The 23,310-nt window shown below is 61.1% G+C and carries 20 protein-coding genes; all 20 read right to left on the bottom strand.

Annotated elements, in window-relative coordinates:
- Positions 1 to 146: 146 nt before the first annotated feature.
- The 20 genes from AB5767_RS00155 to glyS all read right to left on the bottom strand — a co-directional run bounded on the left by AB5767_RS00155 (position 147) and on the right by glyS (position 23,309).
- Positions 147 to 1,868: a proline--tRNA ligase gene (locus AB5767_RS00155; protein ID WP_368137006.1), complete on the bottom strand. Its 1,722-nt coding sequence runs from the start codon at positions 1,866 to 1,868 to the stop codon at positions 147 to 149.
- Positions 1,869 to 2,951, bottom strand: a complete 1,083-nt coding sequence (gene ispG, locus AB5767_RS00160) for a flavodoxin-dependent (E)-4-hydroxy-3-methylbut-2-enyl-diphosphate synthase (protein WP_229028270.1) — start codon at positions 2,949 to 2,951, stop codon at positions 1,869 to 1,871.
- 13 nt (positions 2,952 to 2,964) lie between these two features.
- Entirely contained in the window at positions 2,965 to 4,326 is a 1,362-nt protein-coding gene (locus tag AB5767_RS00165) for a M50 family metallopeptidase (RefSeq protein WP_055285139.1), read from the bottom strand.
- A 25-nt stretch (positions 4,327 to 4,351) separates the two neighbouring features.
- Positions 4,352 to 5,539 (bottom strand): 1-deoxy-D-xylulose-5-phosphate reductoisomerase, encoded by a 1,188-nt coding sequence (gene dxr / locus AB5767_RS00170; protein WP_055285138.1) that lies wholly within the window; start codon positions 5,537 to 5,539, stop codon positions 4,352 to 4,354.
- A complete protein-coding gene (locus AB5767_RS00175) occupies positions 5,539 to 6,438 on the bottom strand; it encodes a phosphatidate cytidylyltransferase (protein WP_253276017.1) in 900 nt (299 codons plus the stop codon). The genes dxr and AB5767_RS00175 overlap by 1 nt, the downstream gene beginning before the upstream one ends.
- A 2-nt stretch (positions 6,439 to 6,440) precedes the next feature.
- Positions 6,441 to 7,235, bottom strand: coding sequence for an undecaprenyl pyrophosphate synthase (gene uppS, locus AB5767_RS00180; RefSeq protein ID WP_368132325.1), 795 nt, complete (start codon positions 7,233 to 7,235; stop codon positions 6,441 to 6,443).
- Position 7,236: 1 nt separating this feature from the next.
- On the bottom strand, positions 7,237 to 7,773 hold the full coding sequence (gene frr, locus AB5767_RS00185; RefSeq protein ID WP_006236112.1) for a ribosome recycling factor: 537 nt from the start codon (positions 7,771 to 7,773) through the stop codon (positions 7,237 to 7,239).
- 2 nt (positions 7,774 to 7,775) lie between these two features.
- The gene (gene pyrH / locus AB5767_RS00190; RefSeq protein WP_035138557.1) at positions 7,776 to 8,498 is read right to left on the bottom strand and encodes a UMP kinase; all 723 of its coding nucleotides are present in this window, start codon (positions 8,496 to 8,498) and stop codon (positions 7,776 to 7,778) included.
- A gap of 118 nt (positions 8,499 to 8,616) precedes the next feature.
- Positions 8,617 to 9,486: a translation elongation factor Ts gene (gene tsf / locus AB5767_RS00195; RefSeq protein WP_022094736.1), complete on the bottom strand. Its 870-nt coding sequence runs from the start codon at positions 9,484 to 9,486 to the stop codon at positions 8,617 to 8,619.
- 45 nt (positions 9,487 to 9,531) lie between these two features.
- A complete protein-coding gene (gene rpsB / locus AB5767_RS00200) occupies positions 9,532 to 10,260 on the bottom strand; it encodes a 30S ribosomal protein S2 (protein ID WP_006236109.1) in 729 nt (242 codons plus the stop codon).
- A 219-nt stretch (positions 10,261 to 10,479) separates the two neighbouring features.
- Complete coding sequence (locus AB5767_RS00205) at positions 10,480 to 11,400, bottom strand: tyrosine recombinase XerC (RefSeq protein WP_368132332.1); 921 nt, start codon at positions 11,398 to 11,400, stop codon at positions 10,480 to 10,482.
- Complete coding sequence (gene trmFO / locus AB5767_RS00210) at positions 11,397 to 12,734, bottom strand: methylenetetrahydrofolate--tRNA-(uracil(54)-C(5))-methyltransferase (FADH(2)-oxidizing) TrmFO (protein WP_368132326.1); 1,338 nt, start codon at positions 12,732 to 12,734, stop codon at positions 11,397 to 11,399. The genes AB5767_RS00205 and trmFO overlap by 4 nt, the downstream gene beginning before the upstream one ends.
- Positions 12,735 to 12,763: 29 nt before the next feature.
- On the bottom strand, positions 12,764 to 13,681 hold the full coding sequence (locus AB5767_RS00215) for a DNA-processing protein DprA (RefSeq protein ID WP_368132327.1): 918 nt from the start codon (positions 13,679 to 13,681) through the stop codon (positions 12,764 to 12,766).
- Positions 13,681 to 15,204: a YifB family Mg chelatase-like AAA ATPase gene (locus AB5767_RS00220; RefSeq protein WP_368132328.1), complete on the bottom strand. Its 1,524-nt coding sequence runs from the start codon at positions 15,202 to 15,204 to the stop codon at positions 13,681 to 13,683. The genes AB5767_RS00215 and AB5767_RS00220 overlap by 1 nt, the downstream gene beginning before the upstream one ends.
- Entirely contained in the window at positions 15,204 to 15,689 is a 486-nt protein-coding gene (locus tag AB5767_RS00225; protein ID WP_368132329.1) for a YraN family protein, read from the bottom strand. The genes AB5767_RS00220 and AB5767_RS00225 overlap by 1 nt, the downstream gene beginning before the upstream one ends.
- 189 nt (positions 15,690 to 15,878) lie before the next feature.
- Complete coding sequence (gene rnhB, locus AB5767_RS00230) at positions 15,879 to 16,667, bottom strand: ribonuclease HII (protein WP_368132330.1); 789 nt, start codon at positions 16,665 to 16,667, stop codon at positions 15,879 to 15,881.
- A gap of 93 nt (positions 16,668 to 16,760) precedes the next feature.
- Complete coding sequence (gene rplS, locus AB5767_RS00235; RefSeq protein WP_006236098.1) at positions 16,761 to 17,102, bottom strand: 50S ribosomal protein L19; 342 nt, start codon at positions 17,100 to 17,102, stop codon at positions 16,761 to 16,763.
- Positions 17,103 to 17,311: 209 nt separating this feature from the next.
- Positions 17,312 to 20,062, bottom strand: a complete 2,751-nt coding sequence (ppdK, locus tag AB5767_RS00240; RefSeq protein ID WP_368132793.1) for a pyruvate, phosphate dikinase — start codon at positions 20,060 to 20,062, stop codon at positions 17,312 to 17,314.
- A 249-nt stretch (positions 20,063 to 20,311) separates the two neighbouring features.
- A complete protein-coding gene (locus tag AB5767_RS00245; protein WP_368131533.1) occupies positions 20,312 to 21,178 on the bottom strand; it encodes a pyruvate, water dikinase regulatory protein in 867 nt (288 codons plus the stop codon).
- A gap of 34 nt (positions 21,179 to 21,212) precedes the next feature.
- Positions 21,213 to 23,309 carry a glycine--tRNA ligase subunit beta gene (gene glyS, locus AB5767_RS00250; protein WP_368131534.1) on the bottom strand — a complete coding sequence of 699 codons (2,097 nt, stop codon included), beginning with the start codon at positions 23,307 to 23,309 and terminating at the stop codon, positions 21,213 to 21,215.
- Between the last annotated feature and the right edge of the window lies 1 nt (position 23,310).

Here is a 23,310-nt window from a genome sequence, read left to right on the forward strand (position 1 = left end):
AAGGAAAACCCCGCAGCTCACATGGGCTGTGGGGTTTTCCTTTTAGATATCGAGGATGCCACAAGATAAAAGGACGGCCCCGCATCTCCCCGATCTGGAGAAATGCGGGGCCGTCCCGTATATCGAACTACAAGCGAAATCGTCGATTAACGGCGTGCTGCCTTCACAAGCTCGGCAACCTTGGCGACGACCTCGTCGATCGCCACATCCTCGCGCTCACCCGTGGCACGGTCCTTGAGCTCAACGGTGCCATCCTTAAGGCCACGCTTACCCAGAACGACCTGATACGGGAAGCCCATAAGGTCGTTGTCGGCAAACTTAAAGCCGGGACGCTCGTCGCGGTCGTCGACGACAACCTCGATTCCCTCGGCGCACAGGCCATCAACAATCTGCTCGCAGACGGTCGAGCACTCCTCCTTCTTGGGATCGAGCGGAATCACCGCGACCTCGTACGGAGCGACAGAGACCGGCCAGACGATACCGTGCTCGTCGTTGTGCTGCTCCACAACGGCAGCAAGCGAGCGGGACACGCCCACGCCGTAGCAACCCATGATAAGCGGCTTCTCCTTGCCGTCCTCATCCATAAAGGTGGCACCCATGGCCTCGGAATACTTGGTACCCAGCTGGAAGACCTGAGAGACCTCGATGCCACGAGCAGCAGAGAGCGGCTTGCCGCAGTGCGGGCAGGGATCGCCGGCGACGACGGTGACCAGGTCGGCCCACTCATCGACGGTAAAATCGCGCTCGGGGCAGGCGCCGGTAAAGTGATAGTCGACCTCATTGGCGCCGCAGGCCCACTGCTTGGACTCACGCAGGCTCTCGTCGCACACCAGGCGGATACCCTCGGGCAGGTTGACCGGCCCGATAAAGCCCTTATGCAGGCCGTAGGTCTGGAGCTCCTCGTCGGTCATCATGCGATAGCCCTTGCCAAAGACATGCTCGGCCTTGCAGTCGTTGAGCTCATGATCGCCCGGAACGATGGCCACGACGGGCTTACCCTCGGCATCGATGAGCGCCAGGGACTTGCGCGTGCCGTTCTCGGGGAACCCAAAGAACTTAGCAACAGCCTCGATGGTGCCCATGCCCGGAGTCTCGACCTTGGTGAGCGTACCGTCACCGGGGCCCTCAGTCACGACGACCTTGGTGCTTGCCGCCTCGTCATCGGCAGCAAAGCCGCAATCGTCGCAGTAGACGAGCGAAGCCTCGCCGGCGTCGGCCAAAGCCATGTACTCGACGGAGGTATCGCCACCGATCTCACCGGAGTCGGCAACAACGGGCAGGGCCTTGATATAGCAGCGCTCGCAGATGTTAGCGTAGGCCTGCTTCATCTTGTCGTACTCCTCCTGCAGACTCTCCTGCGTGGCGGAGAAGCTGTAGGCGTCCTTCATGATGAACTCGCGACCGCGCATCAGGCCAAAGCGGGGGCGGAACTCGTCGCGGAACTTATCCTGGATGTGGTAGAGGTTAACGGGTAGCTGCTTGTAGGAGCGCAGCTCATTGCGCACCAGGGCCGTGACGGTCTCCTCGTGCGTGGGGCCCAGGACGAACTCGCGACCGTGACGGTCGTCAAAGCGCACAAGCTCCTTGCCATAGGCGTCGATGCGGCCGGACTCACGCCACAACTCGGCATCGACCATGATAGGCATCATAAGCTCCTGGGCGCCGGCGGCGTCCATCTCGTCGCGCACGATGTTCTCGATCTTGCGAATCGAGCGCCAAGCAAGCGGCAGGTAGGAATATAGACCGGCGGCCTCCTTGCGGATCATGCCGGCACGGAGCAGCAGACGGTGGCTGGCGAGCTCAGCGTCCGCCGGATCCTCTTTAAGCGTCGGCGCATAAAGCTTAGACATATACATTGCTCGGGTCATTTATTTCTCCTCAATAAGCTTGTCGACCTCGGCCATAAGCGCGTCGACAATTTGGTCCTCAGCTACTTTACCAATGATCTGGCCATGCGAAAAGAGCAAGGCCTGACCACGTCCGCAAGCAACGCCCAGATCGGCATCAGAAGCCTCGCCGGGGCCATTAACGGCACATCCCATCACAGCGATCGAAAGCGGCGCGGAGTAGTTCTTAAGCCGCTCGGTAACCTCCTCGGCAATGGGAATAAGGTTAACCTGGCAGCGGGCGCATGTGGGGCACGAGACAATCTCGGGGCCACGGCGACGCAGGCCCAACGACTGCAGTATACCCCAGGCAACCGGCGGCTCCTCAACCGGATCGGCTGTGAGCGACACACGCATGGTGTCGCCAATGCCTTCGGAAAGCAAGATACCCAAGCCTACAGAGCTCTTGATGGTGCCCTGGAGCTTGGTCCCCGCCTCCGTCACGCCCAGGTGAAGCGGAACGTGGGGAATCTCACGCGACAGGGCTCGATAGGTATCGAGCGTCGTTTGCACGCTATGGGCCTTGGCCGAAAGCACAATGTTCGTAAAGCCGCGGTCCTCAAAGTGCTTGACGAAGCGCTCGCTCGACATCACGAGCTTTTCGGGCTGCGTGAGGTCTTCGCGCTCGGCGATATCCTGCTCAAGCGAACCGGCATTGACGCCGATACGAATCGCACAGCCCGCGGCGCCGGCGGCGTCGATGACGGCATCGACCTTGGCCCAATCGCCAATGTTGCCGGGATTGATGCGGAGCTTGGCGGCACCGGCCTCCACAGCGCCAATGGCCAGCTTGTGGTTAAAGTGGATATCGGCAACGATTGGCACCGGAGACTCGGCACAGATGGTGCGGAAACCCTCAAGCGCGGCCTCGGTGGGCACGCTCACACGCACGATATCGCAGCCAGCCTGCGCCAACGCGCACACTTGCGCAAGCGTTGCCTGGGCGTCAGCGGTATCGGTGCAGGTCATGGATTGGACCACCACCGGCGCGCCGCCACCGATCTGCACACCGCCCACATGCACGGGGCGCGTCAACTCGCGAGGCAAAGGATGGGATAAAGACAATCCAAACACTCCCCTACAGGATAAATCGAAGGACGTCGGAACGAAGCATATAGACAAACAGCAGCGCAAAGAGCGCGATGCCCACATAGCTCACAATCGTCTGGACCTTGAGCGGAAGCTCGCGGCCAGCAATCTTTTGAATGATCTCGATGACCAGCTTGCCGCCATCGAGTGGTGGGATGGGCAGCAGGTTCATAAAGCCAAGCGAGAACGAAATGAGGGCGGCAAACGAAAGGAACGTGGCAGGGCCGGCAGCAGCAGCCTGTGAGGACATAACGCTAATGCCCACGATCGAAGAAGACTGATCGAGAATCTCCATCGTATGCTGCGGCTGGAGCAGGCGCATCACGCCCTCCGCTGTCTGCACGACACAGGAGAACGAAAGGCGAGCCGACGTGATGGGGTCTAAACGGACCACCTGCGTAGAGGCATACACACCTAGGCGCTCGTCCTCTTTGAGCGCAACCGAGGTCGAATGCTGCTTGCCGTCGCGCTCATACTCAATGGCGATATCGTCCTTACCGGCGGCCTTGCCGATGGCATCGTAAACGTCCATCCAGGTAGAGCACGATACTCCGTCAACCGAAAGGATCGCGTCGCCGCCCTCGATACCCGCCTTGGCGGCAATAGACCCCTCGTCAACCTGACCGATCACGTTGGTATCCATCGGCACGGTGACACCCGCAATAGAGTAGATGCTCATAAGCAGCAAAAAGCCCGTCAGGATATTGACGAGAATGCCCGCGAGCAGCATAAAGGCGCGCTTGAGAAAACCCTGGCCCAGATAGGTATGCGAACGCTCTTGCGCAAGGAACTCGGCTTCGCCGCACGGCAGCTCCCACACATCGCCCTCGGTAGTCGCATGCTCTCGATCGAAACGGCGGCCGTCAAAGGTGGTGTAACCCGCCGCGTCTCGCGGCAGCGTCTGATACTTGGTGGGATAGTAGCTCGGCGAGGGCTTCTCCCCTTCCTCATACCAAGGCGCGATAGAGCCCCAACCCAAGAGCAAGGCGCATGCCTCGAGCACAACCTCCTCGGATAGCTCGAGCTCGACAGCAAGGTCGGCCACGGTCACGCGACCATGACGATAGATAGCCGCGAGCACGCGATCGGCACACGAGACGTCGGTCGGATCCATACCGCAGATGGCAGCGTAGCCACCCAGCAGCAGCGGGGTCACGCCAAACTTGGTTCCAATGCGACGCGACGTGTAATGGATGTCAAAGCGGCAAGGCAGGCCCAAAAAGAACTCGGTCACACGGACGCCGCAGGCACGCGCCGCCAAAAAGTGGCCGCCCTCGTGCAAAAACACGAGGACGGAAAGCATCAGCAGGCCCCAAAAGACCGATGAGAGAACGCTCAGAACAGTATCCATAAAACGAAAAAGCAATCCTTATGGGTTAGGAACGGGTTGCGGCGAGCACCTGCGCAGCCTTTTCACGCGCCCATGCATCGATGTCGTGAAGCTGCTCAAACGAATCGACCGCCTGCATATCGTGGGAATCCATGCAGGATTCCACAATGCGATCGATATCGGTAAAGCTGCAGCCATCGTGCAGGAAGGCATCGACGGCGACCTCGTTGGCGGCATTGAGCACGCACGGCATGGTGCCACCCGTCTTGCCGGCACGTTCGGCCAGTGCCAGACAGCGGAAGGTATCCATGTCGGCAGCATCAAACGTGAGCTGCCCCAGCTCGCGGAAATCGATACGAGGCGCCGGGGTATCCCAACGCTCGGGATACGAGAACGCGAACTGGATGGGAATACGCATGTCGGAAGCACCGAGATGCGCCATCACGGAGCCGTCGGCGAACTCGACCATAGAGTGAATCTTGGACTGACGCTGCACGACCACGTTAATGAAATCGAGGTCGCAGTTAAACAGATGCATGGCCTCAATGCGCTCCAGGCCCTTGTTCATGAGGGTGGCGGAGTCGATGGTGATCTTGGCACCCATGGCCCACGTGGGATGTGCGAGGGCATCGGCACGCGTCACGCGGTCGAGCTCGTCGCGGGTGCGGCCAAAGAACGGACCGCCCGAGCAGGTGAGCCAAATACAATGAGCCTCGCGTGGGTTCTCCCCCAGATAGCACTGGTAGATGGCGGAGTGCTCAGAGTCGACTGGAATAAGCTGGCCCGGTTGCGCCAACGGCATAAGCAAGTCGCCGCCGACGACGAGGGACTCCTTGTTGGCAAGGGCAAGACGCTTATTTGAGGTCAAGGCCGCATGGCTCGCCTCGAGACCAGCGGCGCCCACAATAGCAACGAGCACGCAGTCGACATCGTCGCGACGCGCGAGCTCGCAAACCGCCTGCGCGCCAAGGCCAAGCTTCGTTCCCTCGGGCAACTCCTGCAGCACGGCGTCATCGCCATGAGCGACATCGGCCACGGCAACCGCCGGAACCGAGAACTCGCGGGCAGCGGCAACAAGCTCGGAGGTGCTGGAGTTAACGGACAGCGCCGTCACCTGCAGGCGATCGGCATGCTGGCGGCACACATCGAGCGCCTGGGTGCCGATGGAGCCGGTACAACCCAGGATGGCAACACGGAGGCGTCCATCGGGGCCATACGTCGTCTGGAATGACATTACAGCACGCCTCCGATCATCAGCATCAGCTGCGCGGTGATGCAGCCGAAGATAAGCGAATCGCTACGATCGAGCATGCCGCCGTGGCCCGGGATAAGGTTGCCGGAATCCTTGACGCCCACACCGCGCTTGATGCGCGACTCGATAAGGTCGCCGATAACGCCCAGAATGGACACGACCACGCCGCACAGCAGCGCATAGGGCAGGCTGAGCTTGAAGAAATGCGTCGCCCACAGGATGAGCCAAATCAAAACCGAGCCCAGGATGCCGCCAACAAACCCCTCCCAGCTCTTTTTGGGAGAGATCTTGGGAACCATCTTGTGTTTGCCGATACGGCTACCCACGATATAGGCAAACGAATCGGAGACCCAGAGAGACGCGCAAACACCCACCGAAAGCAGGGCGCCGGCAAAACCGGGCACGGCATCGCGCAGCAGCACGATAGCCGACAGCATAAAACCGGTGTAGATGGGACCCATGAGTGTCACGGCAACATCGGATATGCGGGTACGCGGCGACCAGACATACCAAATGCCCACAGCGAGCATCAGGGCAAAAAGCAGGGCATTCAGCAGCATCGAATCGCCCAACGCCGACAGCGGAAAGAGCACGGCGGCAGCGATACCCATGCGCTCGTTAGCCATCTTGCCATCGAGCCTTGTCATACGGAAAAACTCATAGCAGCACAGACCGCTCATGACGGAAACAAAGATGGCCGTGGGCACGATACCCAAAACCAGGCACAGGATAAAGACAACGGCGTAGACGATACCGGCGGCGGCACGGGTAATAAAGCCCGCCAGCCACGAACCGGAACCGCTCTTCGCTGCAGGCGCTCCCGCAGTGGCAGCTTTACGCGCAGGCGTCTTGGGAGCAGATGCCTTGGGACGATCGGACACGATTAAGCCTCCTCGGTCATGCTCAGTCCACCAAACCTACGGTCACGGCCCTGATAGGCCAAAATGGCGTCGACAAGGCCCCAACGATCAAAGTCGGGCCAATAGGTATCGGTGACGTAGAACTCAGAATAAGCTACCTGCCACAGCAGATAGTTCGAAAGGCGCAGCTCACCAGAGGTGCGAATCACAAGCTCAGGATCGGGAAGACCGGCGGTATAGAGGTGGGAAGCCACCATGTCGTCATCAATTGCGGCAGGATCGATCTTACCGGCGGCAACGTCGAGTGCGATCTGACGGACAGCGCGGGTAATCTCGGCACGCGCGCCGTAGTTGACGGCAAGCGCCAGCGTCATACCGGTGTGATCGGCGCACTCGGCAAGACCGCGTTCAAAAACGTCGCGGGTCTTCTTGGGCAGCGCGGAAATATCACCCAAAAAGACAACGCGCACGTTTTCGCGCTTCAGAAGCGGCAACTCGTCGATGAACGTCTTGGCAAACAGGTGCATCAAGACGTTGACCTCATGCTGCGGGCGGTTCCAGTTTTCGGTAGAAAACGCATAGGCCGAAAGCACGTCGACGCCCAGGCGCACGCAGGCGGTAATGATCTCGCGCAGCGAGACGATACCCGCCTTGTGGCCCTCAGTGCGTGCAAGACCGCGCGACGTGGCCCAACGACCGTTGCCGTCCATGATGCACGAGATATGGTGCGGAATGTTATTGAGGTCAAGGTCGGAAAAACCGACGCCCGCAGGGGCGTCGGCAAAGTACTCGACCAGTTTATGCTCGTCGTATTGCACCTTAGATCTCCATGACCTCGGCTTCTTTTTCCTTCAGAAGCTCCTCGACCTTGGCGACATACTCATCGGTGTGCTTCTGGACCTTAGCCTGCTCGCGACGGACATCGTCCTCGGTGAGCTCCTCATCGCGCTCGAGCTTGTTGTTGAAGTCGCGACGGATGTTACGGATAGACACCTTGGCCTGCTCGGCGTACTCGCGGCACTCCTTGACGAGCTCGCGACGGCGCTCCTCGGTGGGAGCCGGGAACGGCAGACGAACCACGGTGCCATCGGAGTTGGGGGTAATACCCAGATCGGAAGCGCCGATGGCCTTGACGATAGCGTTGATGAGTGCCTTGTCCCACGGCTCGATGAGCAGCATGTGGGCCTCGGGGGTCTTGACGGCGGCAACCTGCGTGACCGGCGTGGGAACACCGTAATAATCGACGGTGATGTCGGACAGAATGTTGGCATTGGCGCGGCCGGTACGGACCTTGGAGAAGTTATGCTTGAGGGACTCGAGCGACTTGTCCATGTGGGCGGTGATGTTCTCTGCCATGCTTAATCCTCCTGATAGACCAGCGTGCCGACGGGCTCACCCGAAAGCGCGCGCTTGACGGTGTCCTCGCCATCGATGTTGAGGACCAAAATCGGCATACGGTTGTCCTGGCACAGTGCCGTAGCCGTGGAATCCATAACCTGCAGACCGCGGACGAGAACCTCGTGATAGGTAATCTTGTCAAAACGGACGGCATCAGCGCACTTGACGGGATCCTTATCGTAGATGCCGTCAACCTTGGTGGCTTTAATCAGAATCTCGGCGCCGATCTCGCACGCACGAAGAGCCGCGGCGGTGTCGGTCGTAAAGTACGGATTGCCCGAACCGGCGGCAAAAATAACGACGTTGCCCTTGGAAAGGTGGTTGATGGCGCGACGGCGAATATAGGGCTCGCAGATCTCGTTCATCTGGATAGCGCTCATCACGCGGCAGGGAACATCGTTATGCTCGAAGGCATCCTGCAGGGCGAGCGCGTTCATAACGGTTGCCAGCATGCCCATGTAGTCGGCCTGAGCACGCTCCATGCCACCGGCAGCGCCTGCCATGCCGCGGAAAATATTGCCGCCGCCGACAACGACGCCGACCTCATGGCCAACGGCGAGCAGCTCCTTGACCTGCTTAGCAAGATGGTCGGTAACCTTGGGGTCGATGCCATATTGGCCGTCGCCCATCAGCGCTTCGCCGGAAAGCTTAAGAAGCACGCGTTTATATCGGATGTCGGACAAAGCGATCCTCCTTTAGATTGAACTTTCAACATTCTATCAAAGGCTCTAAGAAGAGCCATGAAAAAGCAGGCTGTGAGTAAAACCCACAGCCTGCTCATTACCAGCTACAAGAGCTTATTTACTCGCCACGGACCAGACGGTCAAAGGCAACGACGGTAATGGTGTCGCCGAGCTCCTTGGAGACCTGCTCAGCGTACTTCTTGATGGTGAGGGAGCTGTCCTTGATGAACTCCTGCTCGGTGAGCACAGACTGCTTGTAGAACTTCTCCAGACGGCCGACAGCCATCTTCTCCTGGATAGCCTCGGGCTTACCAGACTCGGCAGCCTGAGCCATGTAGATCTGCTTCTCGTGCTCGACGGTCTCGGCCGGAACCTGATCGCGGGTAGCGCAGATCGGGGCGACGGCGGCAACCTGAAGGGCAACGTCGTGAGCGAAGGTCTTGAAGGATTCAGCCTGAGCGGTCTCAGCCTTCTCGAAGGCGAACTCGACGAGGACGCCGATCTTACCACCCATGTGGATGTAAGAAGCGAGCGCGCCGTTCTCAGCCTTGCGGGCAGCGAAGCGGGAGATCTTCATGTTCTCGCCCATGATGTGAATCATCTCGGTGAGCTCGGAGGAAACGGTCTCCTCGCCCATCGGCTTCTCGAGCAGAGCGTCGACGTCAGCAGGCTCGGTGGTAGCGACAACCTCAGCGACCTTGGAAGCAAAGCCGGTGAACTTGGCGTTAGAGCCAACGAAGTCGGTCTCGCAGGAGAGCTCGAGCAGAGCGCCGGTCTTGCCATCCTCGGAGACGAACGCGGCGACAGCGCCCTCGTTGGTCTCACGGCCAGCCTTCTTGGCAGCCTTGGCAAGGCCGTTCTTACGCAGAACGTCGACAGCGGCGTCCATGTCGCCGTCAGCCTCGACGAGAGCCTTCTTGCACTCCATCATCGGGGAGTCGGTCATCTCGCGGAGCTGCTTGACCATAGCGGCGGTAATCTGGGCCATTGTGGTTCCTTTCAAAGAGATGAAAAAGAATTAACTAAGACTGATTTACTCGGCCTTGGGCTCAGCGGCCATCTCGGCCTCGGAGACCTGCTCCTTGCCGGAGCCAGCGAGGCAGGCGTCAGCCATGAGCTCGCACATAAGGGTGACAGCGGAGATAGCGTCATCGTTGCAGGGGATGCCGTACTCGACCTCGTCGGGATCGGAGTTGGTGTCGATCAGAGCGACGACGGGGATGTTCAGGCGCTGAGCCTCCTTGATGGCGTTCTCCTCGCGCTTGGTGTCGATGACGAAGAGAGCCTGGGGCAGACCCTTCATGTCGCGGGCGCCGCCGAGGTTGGTCTGGAGCTTGGTGAGCTCCTTGCCGAGCACAGCCTGCTCCTTCTTGGGCAGAACAGCCATGCGGCCGTCCTCGACCATGGCCTCGAGCTCCTCCATGCGGTTGATGCGGGAGCGGATGGTGACGAAGTTGGTCAGCATACCGCCGAGCCAACGCTGGTTGATGTAAGGCATGTTGGCGCGCTCAGCAGCGTTCTTGACGGCCTCCTGAGCCTGCTTCTTGGTGCCGACGAACAGCACGTTGCCACCCTTGGCGACGTTCTTGACGAAGGTGTAGGCCTGGTCGGCGTCGAGGATGGTCTGCTTGAGGTCGAGGATGTAGATGCCGTTGCGCTCACCGAAGATGAACGGCTTCATCTTGGGGTTCCAGCGACGGGTCTGGTGACCGAAGTGGCAGCCGGCCTCGAGCAGGGTGCGGATATTAATCTTGGTAGCCATGTTAAACCTCCTGTGGTTTGCCTCCGCGCGGGGTCATCCTCCAAAACCAACCCGGACATGTGCTACCAAAGCCCGGGCACCACGGTATGAAGTAGCCGCGCGTGCGTGATAAAAACATGTTGCCGTGAAGCAACCCGATGAATGATAGCAGGAATGCTTCCTCCTGCCAACCCGTAATCAAAACCACACACCTGAGTGCGGCGCGGGACGTCCCAGCCACTATTCGCCGCGGGGATGGGCTTGAGCCACAGCCCGCTTAAGCCGATCGGGTGTGAGATGCGTGTAGATCTGCGTCGTGGACAGGCTCGCATGACCCAGCAGCTCTTGAACCGAGCGCAGGTCCGCACCGCCCTCGAGCAAGTCGGTCGCAAAGGTATGGCGCATCGCATGCGGGGCGATATCGGCCGGAATGCCGGCGAGCGTCGCCAGCGTATGGAACCGCCGCCGGAGCATGGCGGCGCTCATGCGGTTGCCGCGCGCCGATACAAGCAGCGGATGCGGCCCGGTAGCGAGGTCACGGCGCTTTGCCTGAGCGAGCAACTCCGGCCTCCCCTCCTCAATATAGAGACGCGTCACTTCGAGCGCACGACGATACAGAGGGACGATACGTTCCTTGCCCCCCTTGCCCCACAGGCGCAGCGTGCATTCGGACCAAGCGATGGACTCCACATTGAGTGCTGCGAGCTCAGAGATACGAGCACCCGAGGCATAGAGCAGCTCGAGCATCGCCGCATCGCGCAGTCCCGCGGGCGTCGAGGTATCAGGCGTCTTGAGCAGCGCCTCGACCTGCTGGGTCGTAAGGACGCCCGGCAGGTCGCGCGGCAGCTTGGGCGATGCGATCGCCGAGACCGCATCACCCTCGATAATCCCCTCGGCAGTCATCCACCGATAGAGCGAGCGAATGGCAGACAGATGCGCCGCAAGCGTTCGGGGAGCCACCTGTTCACGCGAAAGCTCGGCAAGATAGCGACGAATGGTGCGCACGTCGGCAGCGAAAGCATCGATATCCTCGCGCTCGCACCAGGAAGCAAAGCGCTCCAGCCTCGAGCCATAGGCCGTCACCGTGTTGGGAGAAAGTCCCTCGACACGTGCGATATAGGCGATAAACGAGTCGACGGCATCGTACAGGTCAAAGGCTATGACCGGTCGCCTCCAAACAGATCGGGGCGAGTGGCCAGATAGGCATCAAGGGCCTCAAGCGCACGGTCCGCATAGGCCTGGTAGCGGTCGCGCTTGCTGCGACGCTTACCGTCCTCGAGCGGCGGCACCAGGCCAAAGTTGACATGCATGGGCTGGTAGCCCACGGTGGCAGGATCGGTCGCATAGCCCACGAGCGCGCCCAGGGCGCCCACGCGGGGCAACTCGACGCCCGCGGCACCGATAGCCTCGGCATAGGTGTTGAGTGCCGCGAGCAGACCGGTCGCCACGGCTTCCATGTACCCCTCGGTGCCGGTGATCTGACCGGCCAGGCGCACGCCGGTACCGGGCACGGCAAAGGTGCCATCGAGCACGTGCGGGGCGTCGACAAAGGTATTACGGTGCATGACACCGTAGCGGAAGAACTCAGCGTTCTCCAGGCCCGGCACCATATGGAAGACGCGCTTCTGCTCGCCAAAGGTCAGGTTGGTCTGGAAGCCCACCAGGTTATAGGCGGTCTTCTCCTTGTTCTCGGCACGCAGCTGAATCGCCGCCCAAGGGCGACGTCCGGTACGCGGGTCGGTGAGGCCGACGGGCTTCATGGCGCCAAAGCGAATGGCGTCCTTGCCGGTGCGCGCAACCTCCTCGGCAGGCTGGCAGGCCTGGAACAGATCGCCGCCCTCAAAGTCTTTGAGCACCACGCGGTCGGCCGTGGTAAGTGCCCCGATAAAGGCCTCGTACTCCTCCTTGTTGAGCGGAGCATTGAGATAGTCGCCGCTCCCCTGTTCCTCGTAGCGCGACTGCGAGAACAGCACGTCCATATCGAGCGTGGAGGCATCGACGATCGGCGCCGCGGCATCGAAGAACGCAAGGGCGTCGCCACCGACGAGCTTCATGACCTCTTCGCTCAGCGCCGGTGAACACAGCGGGCCCGCGGCAATGACCACGTGGCCCTCGGGAATCTGCGTGACCTCGCCGTGTACGACCTCGATATTGGGACGGGCGGCAACCTCGGCCTCGACAAGCTCGGAAAACTTAACGCGGTCGACCGCCAGGGCACCGCCGGCGGGAACAGCCGCGCGATGGGCGCAATCGAGCAGGACTGAACCCATGCGCTCAAGCTCGGCCTTCAGCAAACCAGCCGCGGAATCCGGACGGGTCGACTTAAACGAATTGGAGCAGACGAGCTCTGCCAGGTGATCGGTATGGTGGGCCGGGGAGCTCACCTGGGGGCGCATCTCGCACAGCTTTACGGCAAACCCGCGGTCTGCCAGCTGGATTGCGCATTCCGAACCCGCCAGACCGCCACCGATAACTGTCACCTGATCGAACTGCATCTGCAAACACCTTTCTAATTGACACGTTTTCAATTGTGACCGAAGGGTGTCTGGGCGTGAAGGGCAAACTTGGAGGGCGCATACCTTCCATCCATCATGCGCTCGATAAGACCCTCGAGTTCAAGCGAACCCAAGAGTTTGAGTACGCCGACAGCATCGAGCGAGACGAGCGCCGCGATGTCGTCGCCCTTGAGCGGAGAGGCGATGAGCGCATGCATCACGGTCTGCTGTGTTGGATTCAGGTCGGCAATGCCGGGAGCATCGGGGCGAGAGTAGCGCAGGGTGCCGTAGATGCGTGAGATAGCCATCTCGATAGATTCCTCGTCGATGATGCAGCAGGCACCGTTCGCAATGAGGTAATTCGTGCCACGCGACTCGGGCGATAGGATCGACCCCGGCACGGCAAGAAGTTCGCGCCCCAAATCCATAGCAGCCTCGGCTGTAGAAAACGTCCCGGAAGGCATACCCGCCTCGGATACAAAGAGGGCTTGCGACAGGGCCGCGATCACGCGATTGCGGCGCGGAAAGGCAAACTTGCGCGGCCCCATGCCCCACGGAGAGATAGACACGACCGCGCCACCCGTATCGAGCGTGCGTGTAATAAGCCCCGCGCTCGAACGCGGGTAGACCACGTCGGCGCCCGTCCCCAGCACCACGACGTGTTTGCCGCCGGCGTTGACCGCAGCCCAACCCGAGGCTTGGTCACAACCGACCGCGCCGCCCGAAACTACCGTCACTCCCGCCTCGACCGCAACCTTTGCCGCAAGCTCTGCCACGGCAAGACCATACGGCGAGGCCTTTCGAGCGCCGATGATGGAGAGCGCAGGCGTCGAAAGCGCCTCGGGGTTGCCGCGCACATAGAGCGTCTGAGGTACATCAGAAAGCTCCAAAACGGTCTCGGGATACAACGCGTCACCTGGATGCAGCTCGAAGGTCCCCTCGGCCATCATTGGTCCCTCCTTCCCTGGTACATCGCCGCCTCGAGCACGTGGTCCTGCGTCACTTGCTCGCTCTCGGCGACATCTGCGATCGTGCGCGCAATGCGAACCAGGCGCACGATGCCACGCCCTGTGAGATGTGTGCGTTTGGACAGACCGAGTACGCATTTCTCGGCAGCATCATCGAGCTCAAAGGTCGAAACGACACCGTCAATGGACCGCGTCTCGTCATCCTCGGCCTCGGCATCCGCATCGTCCATACGGGATTCGCGCCAAGCGCGAAAGGCGCGACCGCGCACAACGTAGTCACGTAACTTGGCCGACGACATACCCTCCGCACCCTCGATAATCACTTGGGGGTCGGGACGGGTCACATCGATCATCATGTCGATACGGTCGGCTAAAGGACCGCGCAGTTTAGACCGATAGCGCTCGACCATCGCCGCCGAGCAGCGACACGGCACCTCGCGATCACCCAAAAAGCCGCAGGGGCAGGGATTGCTCGCAGCCAGCAGCTGAAAGCGCGACGGGAAGGTAAAAGCCCCGTCGACGCGTACGATTCTCACATAGCCGCGCTCGATGGGCTGACGCAGCGTCTGCAGCACACCCGTAGGAAACTCGGCAAGCTCGTCCAAAAAGAGCACGCCGCCATGAGCCAGGCTGATCTCACCCGGATGCACCGGGCGTCCTCCGCCAATGAGGCCCGCCGTTGAAATGCTGTGATGGGGACTGCGGAAGGGCCGGTGCCCCGCCAACAAGCCATCAATGTTCTCACCCAAAACCGAATGGATGCACAACGCCTCCTGCTGATCCTCAACGGAAAGCTCAGGCAGGATGCCGGTCATACGGCGCGCAAGCATCGTCTTGCCCGATCCCGGGGACCCGATCATAAGCAAACCGAGCTCACCCGCTGCCGCCAGTGCCATGCCGCGTTTGGCAACCTCCTGCCCCAGCACGTCGGCATAGTCGAGTTCGGGCTCAAAAATAGCCTCCACACCCTCGGAATCCAGATAATGCCGCGCGGCATCGCCCATGCCGCGAGCAAGCTGAGACAGATGGTCGATAAATCCGCAATCCACGCCCGCGAGCGGCACATGCTGGTCGGACCTGCCGGCGATAAAAGACAGCCCCATATCACGCGCCAATAGCTGAAACGCCACCTCGCCCTTGACAGGAAGCACCGTACCGTCCAAGCCAAGCTCACCAGCGATAAGACAACGATCGAGGTTGTCGCGGGGAATCTGGCCATCGGCCGCCAATACCGCGATGGCGATGGGCAGATCAAAGCCGCTACCGGTCTTGCGAATATCGCCGGGCGCCAGATTGACCGTAATGCCCGAGCGCGGGATCTCGAACCCGGCGGAGCGCATCGCGCAGCGAATACGACCGCGTGACTCCATCACCTCCATACTCGGAATACCGAGCATCTGAATGCCCGGAACGCCACCGGCAAGCGAGACCTCGACCGTGACGTGAATCGCCTCGACGCCACGGATGCAGGCCGCGTGAACGGCAAACGTCTCGAACGCCATCACGACACCTGCCAATCGAACGCGTTGTACTGATGCTCGATCTCGGCAATATGCCCGCCTCGAATGGTGACACCCACGGCATCGAAGCGGATCGCCTTGAGCGGATAATGCTCCATGAGATAGCAACTTGCGATGCGGCGGTAGCGGCGTTGCTTTTGGGCGTCCACGGCCTCCTCGGGAAAGACCCGCGTGGTGCAATCCAGCGAAACGCGTCTGGTCTTGACCTCGGCCATCACCACGACATCGTCGAGCTCATCGAGCAGCACCAGATCGGCCTCGCCCTCGGTGCAACGATAACCCTGCTCCAGCAAGGTGTAGCCGCGCTCGTTAAAGTAGTCGATGGTGATCAGCTCGCCCAGCATACCCAGCTCGCGGGGACTGAGTCCCTTGATAAACTCGGGCGTCATCGCCCCGCAGTCGAGCTCGCCGTTTTCCCAACGCTCCTTGAGCTGCTGCGTCTTGCTCTTTTTGCTTACGGCACTCATGGGGTCTCCTTTCCCGCACACTGCATTGCCCCGATGATGAGGGCACCTTTCATGCGGGTAAGTACCGGAAGCAAACCAAAAGCTGACCAAATGCCGACAAAAAACGGGCCGTACGCAGCAATGCTGTTGCATACGGCCCGCTACCAGCAGGTTTATAAAACCCCAGAGGTCCCTGTCTCCACAATTGACCTAGAAAAGGCGCTCAGTCTGCAGAAAGTTTCCGCAAAAGCTCACGCGGTGCAGCGGACAAAGTCCATGTTTGCGAATGGCCTCGATGTGCTCGGGGCTCGCATAGCCCTTCGACTCGGCCAGATGGTACTCGGGGTACTCGGCGTCGTACTCGACCATCATCTCGTCACGCGTGACCTTGGCCATGATAGACGCCGCAGCGATGCAGGCGATCTTGGCATCGCCCTTCACCACGTCGCGCTCGTTGGGAACGGCGCCCAAGGGATTGCCATCCATGAGGACGCAGTCGGGCTCAAGTCCCGTATCGGCCACGGCGCCCGCGACGGCGGTACGGATAGCACGGGCCATGCCCATCTCATCGATATCCTTCGGCGCGATATGACAAAAACCGATCGCCTTCGCCACCTCGGCAATCTTCACAGAGAGCAACTCGCGGCGCGCGGGCGTAAGCTTTTTGGAATCGTTGATACCCCAGACGCGCGGCTCCATTGGAAGACAGACGGCGCATACCGTCAAAGGACCGGCCACCGATCCGCGACCCACCTCGTCGACACCAACGACCACCCCATCGCCGCCAAGCTCATGCATAAGCTCGTACGTGTCATTGACGCGCTCGCGCTCGGCAAGTTCCTTGGCATGGCGCTTAAGAGCACGCTCGCAAGCCTTGATCACCTGCTGGCGCGGGTCCTCGCGATAATGCTCCACGAGGGCGGGGATCTCCTCAAACGTTGCGCTCGCCAGCTCTCCGGCAACCTGCGATGCCGAAACCGAGCTCGTCATGTTGGCCATACCAGGCCCTCCTTGCATGCAAATCAGATAAAAAGAAGGGCCACCCGAAGGTGACCCTTGTGTCCAAACGAGTGGACAGACGCTGCGATCTTCTTAGCGCTTCTCGGGGATGCGAGCAGCCTTGCCCACCTTGTCGCGGAGGTAGTACAGCTTGGCGCGACGGACGCGACCATGACGAACGACCTCGAGCTTGGCGATCTTGGGGCTGTGAAGCGGGAAGGTACGCTCAACACCGACACCGAAGGACATCTTGCGGACGGTGAAGGTCTCGCGGGCACCGGCGCCGGCCATGCGGATGACGTCGCCCTGGAAGACCTGGATGCGCTCGCGGTCGCCTTCCTTAATGCGGTAGTGAACCTTGACGTTGTCGGCGACGCGAACCTGAGGAATGTCCTCGCGGATCTGCTGACGCTCGATTGCGCGGATGTAATCCATGTGCAATTCCTTACTCTTCTAGAGGTGCCGTACCACCTTGGCCGGCACGTAGTTGAACAAACGTATTCGAGTATACACGCGCGGGTTTCTGCTGCAAGAACAATTTTTTACGCAGACAAAAAGACAAAACCCGCACATGATAACCGCCCGCCTCACGAACGAGACGGGCGGCATGAAGGGGGCTACGCTAGGCGTCTAAACCCAAAACGTTAGGCGGAACGCTTGGCCTCGAGCTTGGCCTGAGCGGCAGCCAGGCGTGCGAGGGGCACGCGGTAGGGCGAGCAGGACACGTAGTCCACGTCGGCCACGTTAAACAGGCCCTTGATGGACTTGGGGTCGCCGCCGTGCTCGCCGCACACGCCAAAGTGCATGTCGGGGTTGGTGGCGCGGCCCTTCTCGACAGCCATGCGCACCAGTTCGAGTACTGCCGTGTCGATGGTCTCGAAGGGATTGTCCTTCAAGATCTTCTTGTGCATGTACAGCGGGATGAACTTGGCCTCGGCATCGTCGCGGGAAAAGCCGAAGGTCGTCTGGGTGAGGTCGTTGGTGCCAAAGCAGAAGAAGTCTGCGTGATGGGCGATCTCGTCAGCGACCATGCAGGCGCGCGGCAGCTCGAGCATCGTGCCCACGGGAATATTGAGCTCGACGCCCTCCTCAGCGGAAACCTCAGCGATCACGCGCTCGATGACCTCGCGGGTCTGGACATGCTCGGCCGTGATGGAAACGAGCGGAACCATGATCTCGGGACGCGGATCGACGCCCTCCTGGATAAGGCGAGCAGCAGCCGTGGCGACGGCGCGAACCTGCATGAGCGGCAGATCGCTAAAGACGACGGACAGACGTACGCCGCGTAGGCCGAGCATCGGGTTAGACTCGACCATGCCGTCGATACGACGCAGGCGGGCGCGCAGAGTGGCAAGCTCTTCCTCGCTGGCGCCAGCGGCTTCCTTCTTGGTGATGGCGACCTCGAGCTCGCGAGGATTATCCAGGAACTCATGAAGCGGCGGATCGAGCAGACGAACGACCACATCGCGACCGGACATGGTCTTGAACATGGCCAGGAAGTCCTCCGTCTGAACCTTGAGCAGATCGGCGAGGGCCCGCTGCTTCACGGCCTCATCGTCGGACAGTATAAAGCTCTGGATGATGTTCTTACGGTCGCCCAGGAACATGTGCTCGGTGCGGCACAGGCCAATAGCCTCGGCGCCAAACTCGAGTGCGAGCTCGGCATCCTCAGGGTTGTCGGCGTTGACGCGCACATGGTTGGCGTGGCCACAGGTCTCGTCCAGGCGAATCTCGTCGGCCCAGGACAGGATGGTGTCCAGATCGCCAGTGAGCTCGGCGGAGACCAGGTCGACGGGACCGTCGACGACGATGCCCTGGGTGCCGTCGATGGAGATGATGTCGCCCTCGTGCAGCACGCGGTCGCTGCCCTCGATGCGCACGACCTTCTCGGCGGCATCGATGTGGAAGCGCTCAACGCCGCAGACGCAGGGCGCACCCATGCCGCGGGCGATAACGGCGGCATGGCTCGTCTTGCCACCGTGGCTGGTCAGGATGCCCTCGGCGGCGACCATGCCCTTCAGGTCGTCGGGGTTGGTCTCCCAACGAACCAGAATGACCTTGTGACCCTCGGCGGAACGCGCGACAGCGTCGTCGCTCGAGAACACGACCTCGCCCACGGCGGCACCGGGGCTGGCATTAAGACCGCTGGCGAGAGCCTCGTACTTCTTGGAGGCGTCAAACTGCGGGTGAAGGAGCTGGTCGAGTTGCGCGGGATCGATGCGGCTCACGGCCTCTTCGCGGGTGATCAGGCCTTCCTCGACCATTTCGATGGCGATGCGCAGGGCGGCGGTGGCGGTACGCTTGCCCACGCGGGTCTGGAGCATCCAGAGCTTGCCCTGCTCGATGGTGAACTCGATATCGCACATATCGCGGTAATGATCCTCGAGCGTCAGGAACACGCGCTCGAGCTCCTCACCTGCGGACTCGAGGCCCGGGGTGGTCTTGAGGTCGGCGATAGGCTCGGTGTTGCGGATACCGGCGACGACGTCCTCGCCCTGAGCATTAACCAAAAAGTCACCGTAGAACTCCTTGGTGCCGTCGGCCGGATTACGCGTAAAGGCGACGCCTGTCGCAGAGGTCTCGCCCTTGTTGCCAAAGGCCATGGCCTGCACGTTGACGGCGGTGCCGAGGTCGTCGGAAATGCCATGCTGCTTGCGGTAGATGCAGGCACGCTCGTTCATCCAGCTGCCAAAGACGGCCTGAATTGCAAGGCGCAGCTGAAGCTCCGGGTCGTGCGGGAAAACGGGCTTGCCGTCAGCGACCTCGAGCTCGGGATACAGGGAGGCATCGACGTTCTCGGAGAAGATGCCCTTAAAGGTCTCGACGAGTTCCTGCAGGTCCTCGGCCGAAAGCTCGGAATCGACGCGAACGCCGGCGACCAGACGGGCCTGGGTCAGGGCGTTCTCGAACAGGTCGGCGTCAACGCCCATGACGACATTGGAAAACAACTGGATAAAGCGGCGGTAGCTATCCCAAGCAAAACGCGGGTTCTGCGTCTGCGCGATGAGGCCCTGGACGGAATCGTCATTGAGGCCCAAGTTGAGGACCGTGTCCATCATACCGGGCATGGAGAACGGAGCGCCCGAACGAACCGACACGAGCAGCGGATCGGAGGCGTCGCCGAGCTTCTTGCCGCAGCGGGCCTCGAGGTCCGCCTCGGCGGCAACGATCTCATCGAGTGCGCCCTCGGGCCACACGTTGCCGGCACCGGAGTACTCGACGCAAGTCTGGCAGGTAATGGTAAAGCCACCGGGAACCGGCAGGCCGATACGGCTCATCTCGGCAAGGTTAGCGCCCTTGCCGCCAAGCACGAAGTTCATGGACTTGTCGCCCTCGGTGACACAGGTGCCCTGGGCGTCGGTTCCAAAACGGTAAACCCTCTTGCAATCGCTCACGATACTTCCCCTTCCATGCACTTACGCGCACGACCGTGGTAACGAATCGACCCGCCAGATGCGGGCCGTGAGGGAACTATACGGCGGGTTTTGAGCGGGCTTAAGCAGAGGATGCGCGGTTTGGTAAACGTGCTAAAACTGGCGGTAAACGGTAGGTAAAGGTGGTTACCTTATGAAGATACCATTGTAAGAAAGTGCAGGTCAGATGCGATATTTTTGCTAAATCGCTTTATCAAAATGCTGCTACTATTAGGCTCGACGGGCGGCGCGGCGGGCACGGGCTTCTTGGATTTCCTCCAAGTGGCTAATGATCTCGGCAGCGCTTTCCTCGATGGCCTTGCCGTCGGTACGCACCACAAAGCAGCCTAGGCGCTTCATGAGGGCACGGGCTTCCTCGAGCTCGCTGTGCACGCTCTCGGGCTCGGCATAGGAGCCGGCAACGGCACGAGCGTAATCATCGCCCAAGCGGCTATCGCGAATTTCGGAAATCACATCGACGGTCGAAATCAGGCCGAACAGGCGCATCGGGTCAACCTCGTAAATCGACTTCGGCGGCTCCATGCCATGGGCCAACGGAACATTGGCAACCTTGTAACCTTGATAGGCCAGATACATCGACAGCGGCGTCTTGGACGTGCGCGATACGCCCAGCAGCACGATATCGGCACCTGACAGATCGTCGCAACCGCGCCCATCATCGTGCTCAACAAAATACTCCATGGCCTCGATGCGTTGGAAGTAGCGGTCATCGGTCTTGTGAATCACGCCGGCAACGCCCTTGGGCGGCACACCGATAAGCGACGACAGCACGGCGAGCGTCGGGCCAATCAGGTCGACTGAACGAATATGCAGCATGCTCAGGTAATCGAGCACACGGGCGCGAAGCGCCGGATCGACAATGGTGTGAAACACGGCAATATCGCGATGGTCGGCATCGACGCGCGGCCCCACAAATGACTTGACCTGCTCCACGGAAGTCACCTTGGGCAGACGTAAAACGCGAAAAGCCCCTTCATCAAATTGCCCGGACGCCGCAAGCACCACCTCACAAGCGGTATCGCCGAGCGAGTCGGAGATAACGATAACGGTGGGACGAGCGGTGACCGGGCAATCCATGCGGGGCTCCTTTTGCGCTTACGCGCAGGCTGGCTTACTTTTTGCGGGCAAGCTCACCGATGTTGGCAATGCCGGAGAAAACGGCCTCGAAGCGGTTGAGCAGCTTAAGGCGATTATCGCGGAGCTGCTCGTCCTCGTCCATGACCATAACCTCATCGAAGAAACGGTCGATGGGCGCGCGCATGGCGGCGAGGGCGGCAAATGCGGCCGGGTAGTCCTCGGCAGCAAGGGCAGCATCGACAGCAGTCTGAGCAGCCTCGGAAGCATCGGCAAGCGCGAGCTCGGCCTCGCCCATCAGGCTGCGGTCGTACTCCGCGCCCAGCTCGGGCTTGGAGATATGCGCGGCACGGGCATAGGCCGTAGCCAGGTTGTCAAAGGTCTCGACATCGTTCTTGCGGGCCTCGTCGAGGGCGGCGCAGCGGGCGAAGAAGACGGACGGGGCGATGATGTGCACCGCAGAGACGGCGGCAACGGTATCGGCCGGGATCTTTTCGTCGCGGGCCATGCTCACCAGGCGGCCATGGAAGAAGTCGCGAACCTGCTGGGCGACCTCGGCGGCGTCGAACTCAATGCCCTGCTCGCTATAGAGCTCGAGGGCGAAGTCGATGAGCGATGTGGGGTCGATCGGCAGACGGTCGCGCAGGATGTTGATGATGCCGATAGCGGCACGACGCAGCGCGTAGGGATCGGAGGAGCCGGTCGGGGGCTCGCCAATGGCAAAGATACCGGCGATGGTATCGAGCTTGTCGGCGCAGGCCACGATGCAGCCAGCGGTGCCCTCGGGCAGCTCGTCACCGGCAAAGCGGGGACGATAATGATCGCGAATGGCGTGGGCGACCTCGTCGTTCTCCCCCATCGCGGTGGCGTAGTAACCGCCCATCACGCCCTGCTGGCTCGTGAACTCGACGACGGCGTTGGATACCAAGTCGGCCTTGCACAGGTGCGCGGCGCGAGCGGCATCGGCTGCCAGGTGAGCACCCAGGTGTGCCTCACGGGCAATAGCGAGCGCGAGCTGCTCGATGCGCTCGGACTTGGCGAGCACGCTACCGAGCTTCTCCTGGAAGGCGACCTTGGCCAGACGCTCGCGGAACTCGTCGAGGGAGATCTTCAGGTCCTCCTCGTAGAAGAACTTGGCATCGTCCAGACGGGCACGCACAACGCGCTCGTTGCCGTCGATCACGCGCTCGGCGTTCTCGGGCTTGCTGTTGGAGACGACCACGAACTCACGCGTGAGCTTGCCCTCGCCGTCATAGATCGGGAAGTAGCGCTGGTTGGTGAGCATGGACTCGCAGATGATCTCGTGCGGGACCTTGAGGAACTCCTCATCGAAGGTCCCGACGAGCACCGTCGGCCACTCGCAGAGGTTGATGACCTCCTCAAAGACCTTCTTGGGCGTATCGACATGGCAGCCGGGACGGGCAGCCTCGACCTCGGCGATACCGGCAAGGATGGCCTCGCGACGGCGCTCGGCAGAAAGCACGCCGGCGTCCTCGAGCACCTGCTCGTAGACGGCGGGGCTGGCGACCACATGGTCACCGGGGCCAAGCACGCGATGACCACGCGTGGTGTTGCCACTCGTCACGTCGGCAAACGACACGGGCACAACGTCCTCGCCCAGAAGGCAGCAGATCCAGCGGACCGGACGAACAAAGGTCGCATGCTCGTGACCCCAGCGCTGAGAGCGGTAGTTGGGCCACTGCAGGCCAGCGATAGTCTTCTCGCACAGGGCCGTCAGGATCGGGGTGGCCGGGGCGGAAGGGATGTTCTTCTCGGCAAAGACGTACTCACGGCCGTCGGTGTCCTCGCGACGAACCAGATCCTCGGCAGCCACACCGCACTTGCGGGCGAAGCCCTGGGCGGCTTTGGTGGCGTTACCATCGGCATCGAAGGCGATGTTGGCCGCGGGGCCGCGCTTGACCTCGTGAACCTCGTCGGTCGCGGTGGCGACGTCGGCAACGAGCGCAGCCAGGCGGCGCGGGCTCGAGATCACACGGACCTCGCCGTGGGCCAGACCGGCCTCGTCGAGACCCTTGGCGATCATGGTGCCAAGCTGCTTGACGGCATTGTTCAGCGGTGCGGAGGGCATTTCTTCCGTACCGATCTCAAACAGGAAATCCTTAGCGTCTGCCATG

The organism is Collinsella aerofaciens (assembly GCF_040926265.1).
Lineage (GTDB): Bacteria > Actinomycetota > Coriobacteriia > Coriobacteriales > Coriobacteriaceae > Collinsella > Collinsella aerofaciens_BB.

Coding starts and splice junctions, on each gene's coding strand:
- AB5767_RS00155 (WP_368137006.1), bottom strand. CDS start 1,868: ATGACCCGAGCAATGTATATGTCTAAGCTTTATGCGCCGACGCTTAAA.
- AB5767_RS00165 (WP_055285139.1), bottom strand. CDS start 4,326: ATGGATACTGTTCTGAGCGTTCTCTCATCGGTCTTTTGGGGCCTGCTG.
- dxr (WP_055285138.1), bottom strand. CDS start 5,539: ATGTCATTCCAGACGACGTATGGCCCCGATGGACGCCTCCGTGTTGCC.
- frr (WP_006236112.1), bottom strand. CDS start 7,773: ATGGCAGAGAACATCACCGCCCACATGGACAAGTCGCTCGAGTCCCTC.
- tsf (WP_022094736.1), bottom strand. CDS start 9,486: ATGGCCCAGATTACCGCCGCTATGGTCAAGCAGCTCCGCGAGATGACC.
- rpsB (WP_006236109.1), bottom strand. CDS start 10,260: ATGGCTACCAAGATTAATATCCGCACCCTGCTCGAGGCCGGCTGCCAC.
- trmFO (WP_368132326.1), bottom strand. CDS start 12,734: ATGCAGTTCGATCAGGTGACAGTTATCGGTGGCGGTCTGGCGGGTTCG.
- AB5767_RS00215 (WP_368132327.1), bottom strand. CDS start 13,681: ATGGCCGAGGGGACCTTCGAGCTGCATCCAGGTGACGCGTTGTATCCC.
- AB5767_RS00220 (WP_368132328.1), bottom strand. CDS start 15,204: ATGGCGTTCGAGACGTTTGCCGTTCACGCGGCCTGCATCCGTGGCGTC.
- AB5767_RS00225 (WP_368132329.1), bottom strand. CDS start 15,689: ATGAGTGCCGTAAGCAAAAAGAGCAAGACGCAGCAGCTCAAGGAGCGT.
- rnhB (WP_368132330.1), bottom strand. CDS start 16,667: ATGGCCAACATGACGAGCTCGGTTTCGGCATCGCAGGTTGCCGGAGAG.
- rplS (WP_006236098.1), bottom strand. CDS start 17,102: ATGGATTACATCCGCGCAATCGAGCGTCAGCAGATCCGCGAGGACATT.
- AB5767_RS00245 (WP_368131533.1), bottom strand. CDS start 21,178: ATGGATTGCCCGGTCACCGCTCGTCCCACCGTTATCGTTATCTCCGAC.
- glyS (WP_368131534.1), bottom strand. CDS start 23,309: ATGGCAGACGCTAAGGATTTCCTGTTTGAGATCGGTACGGAAGAAATG.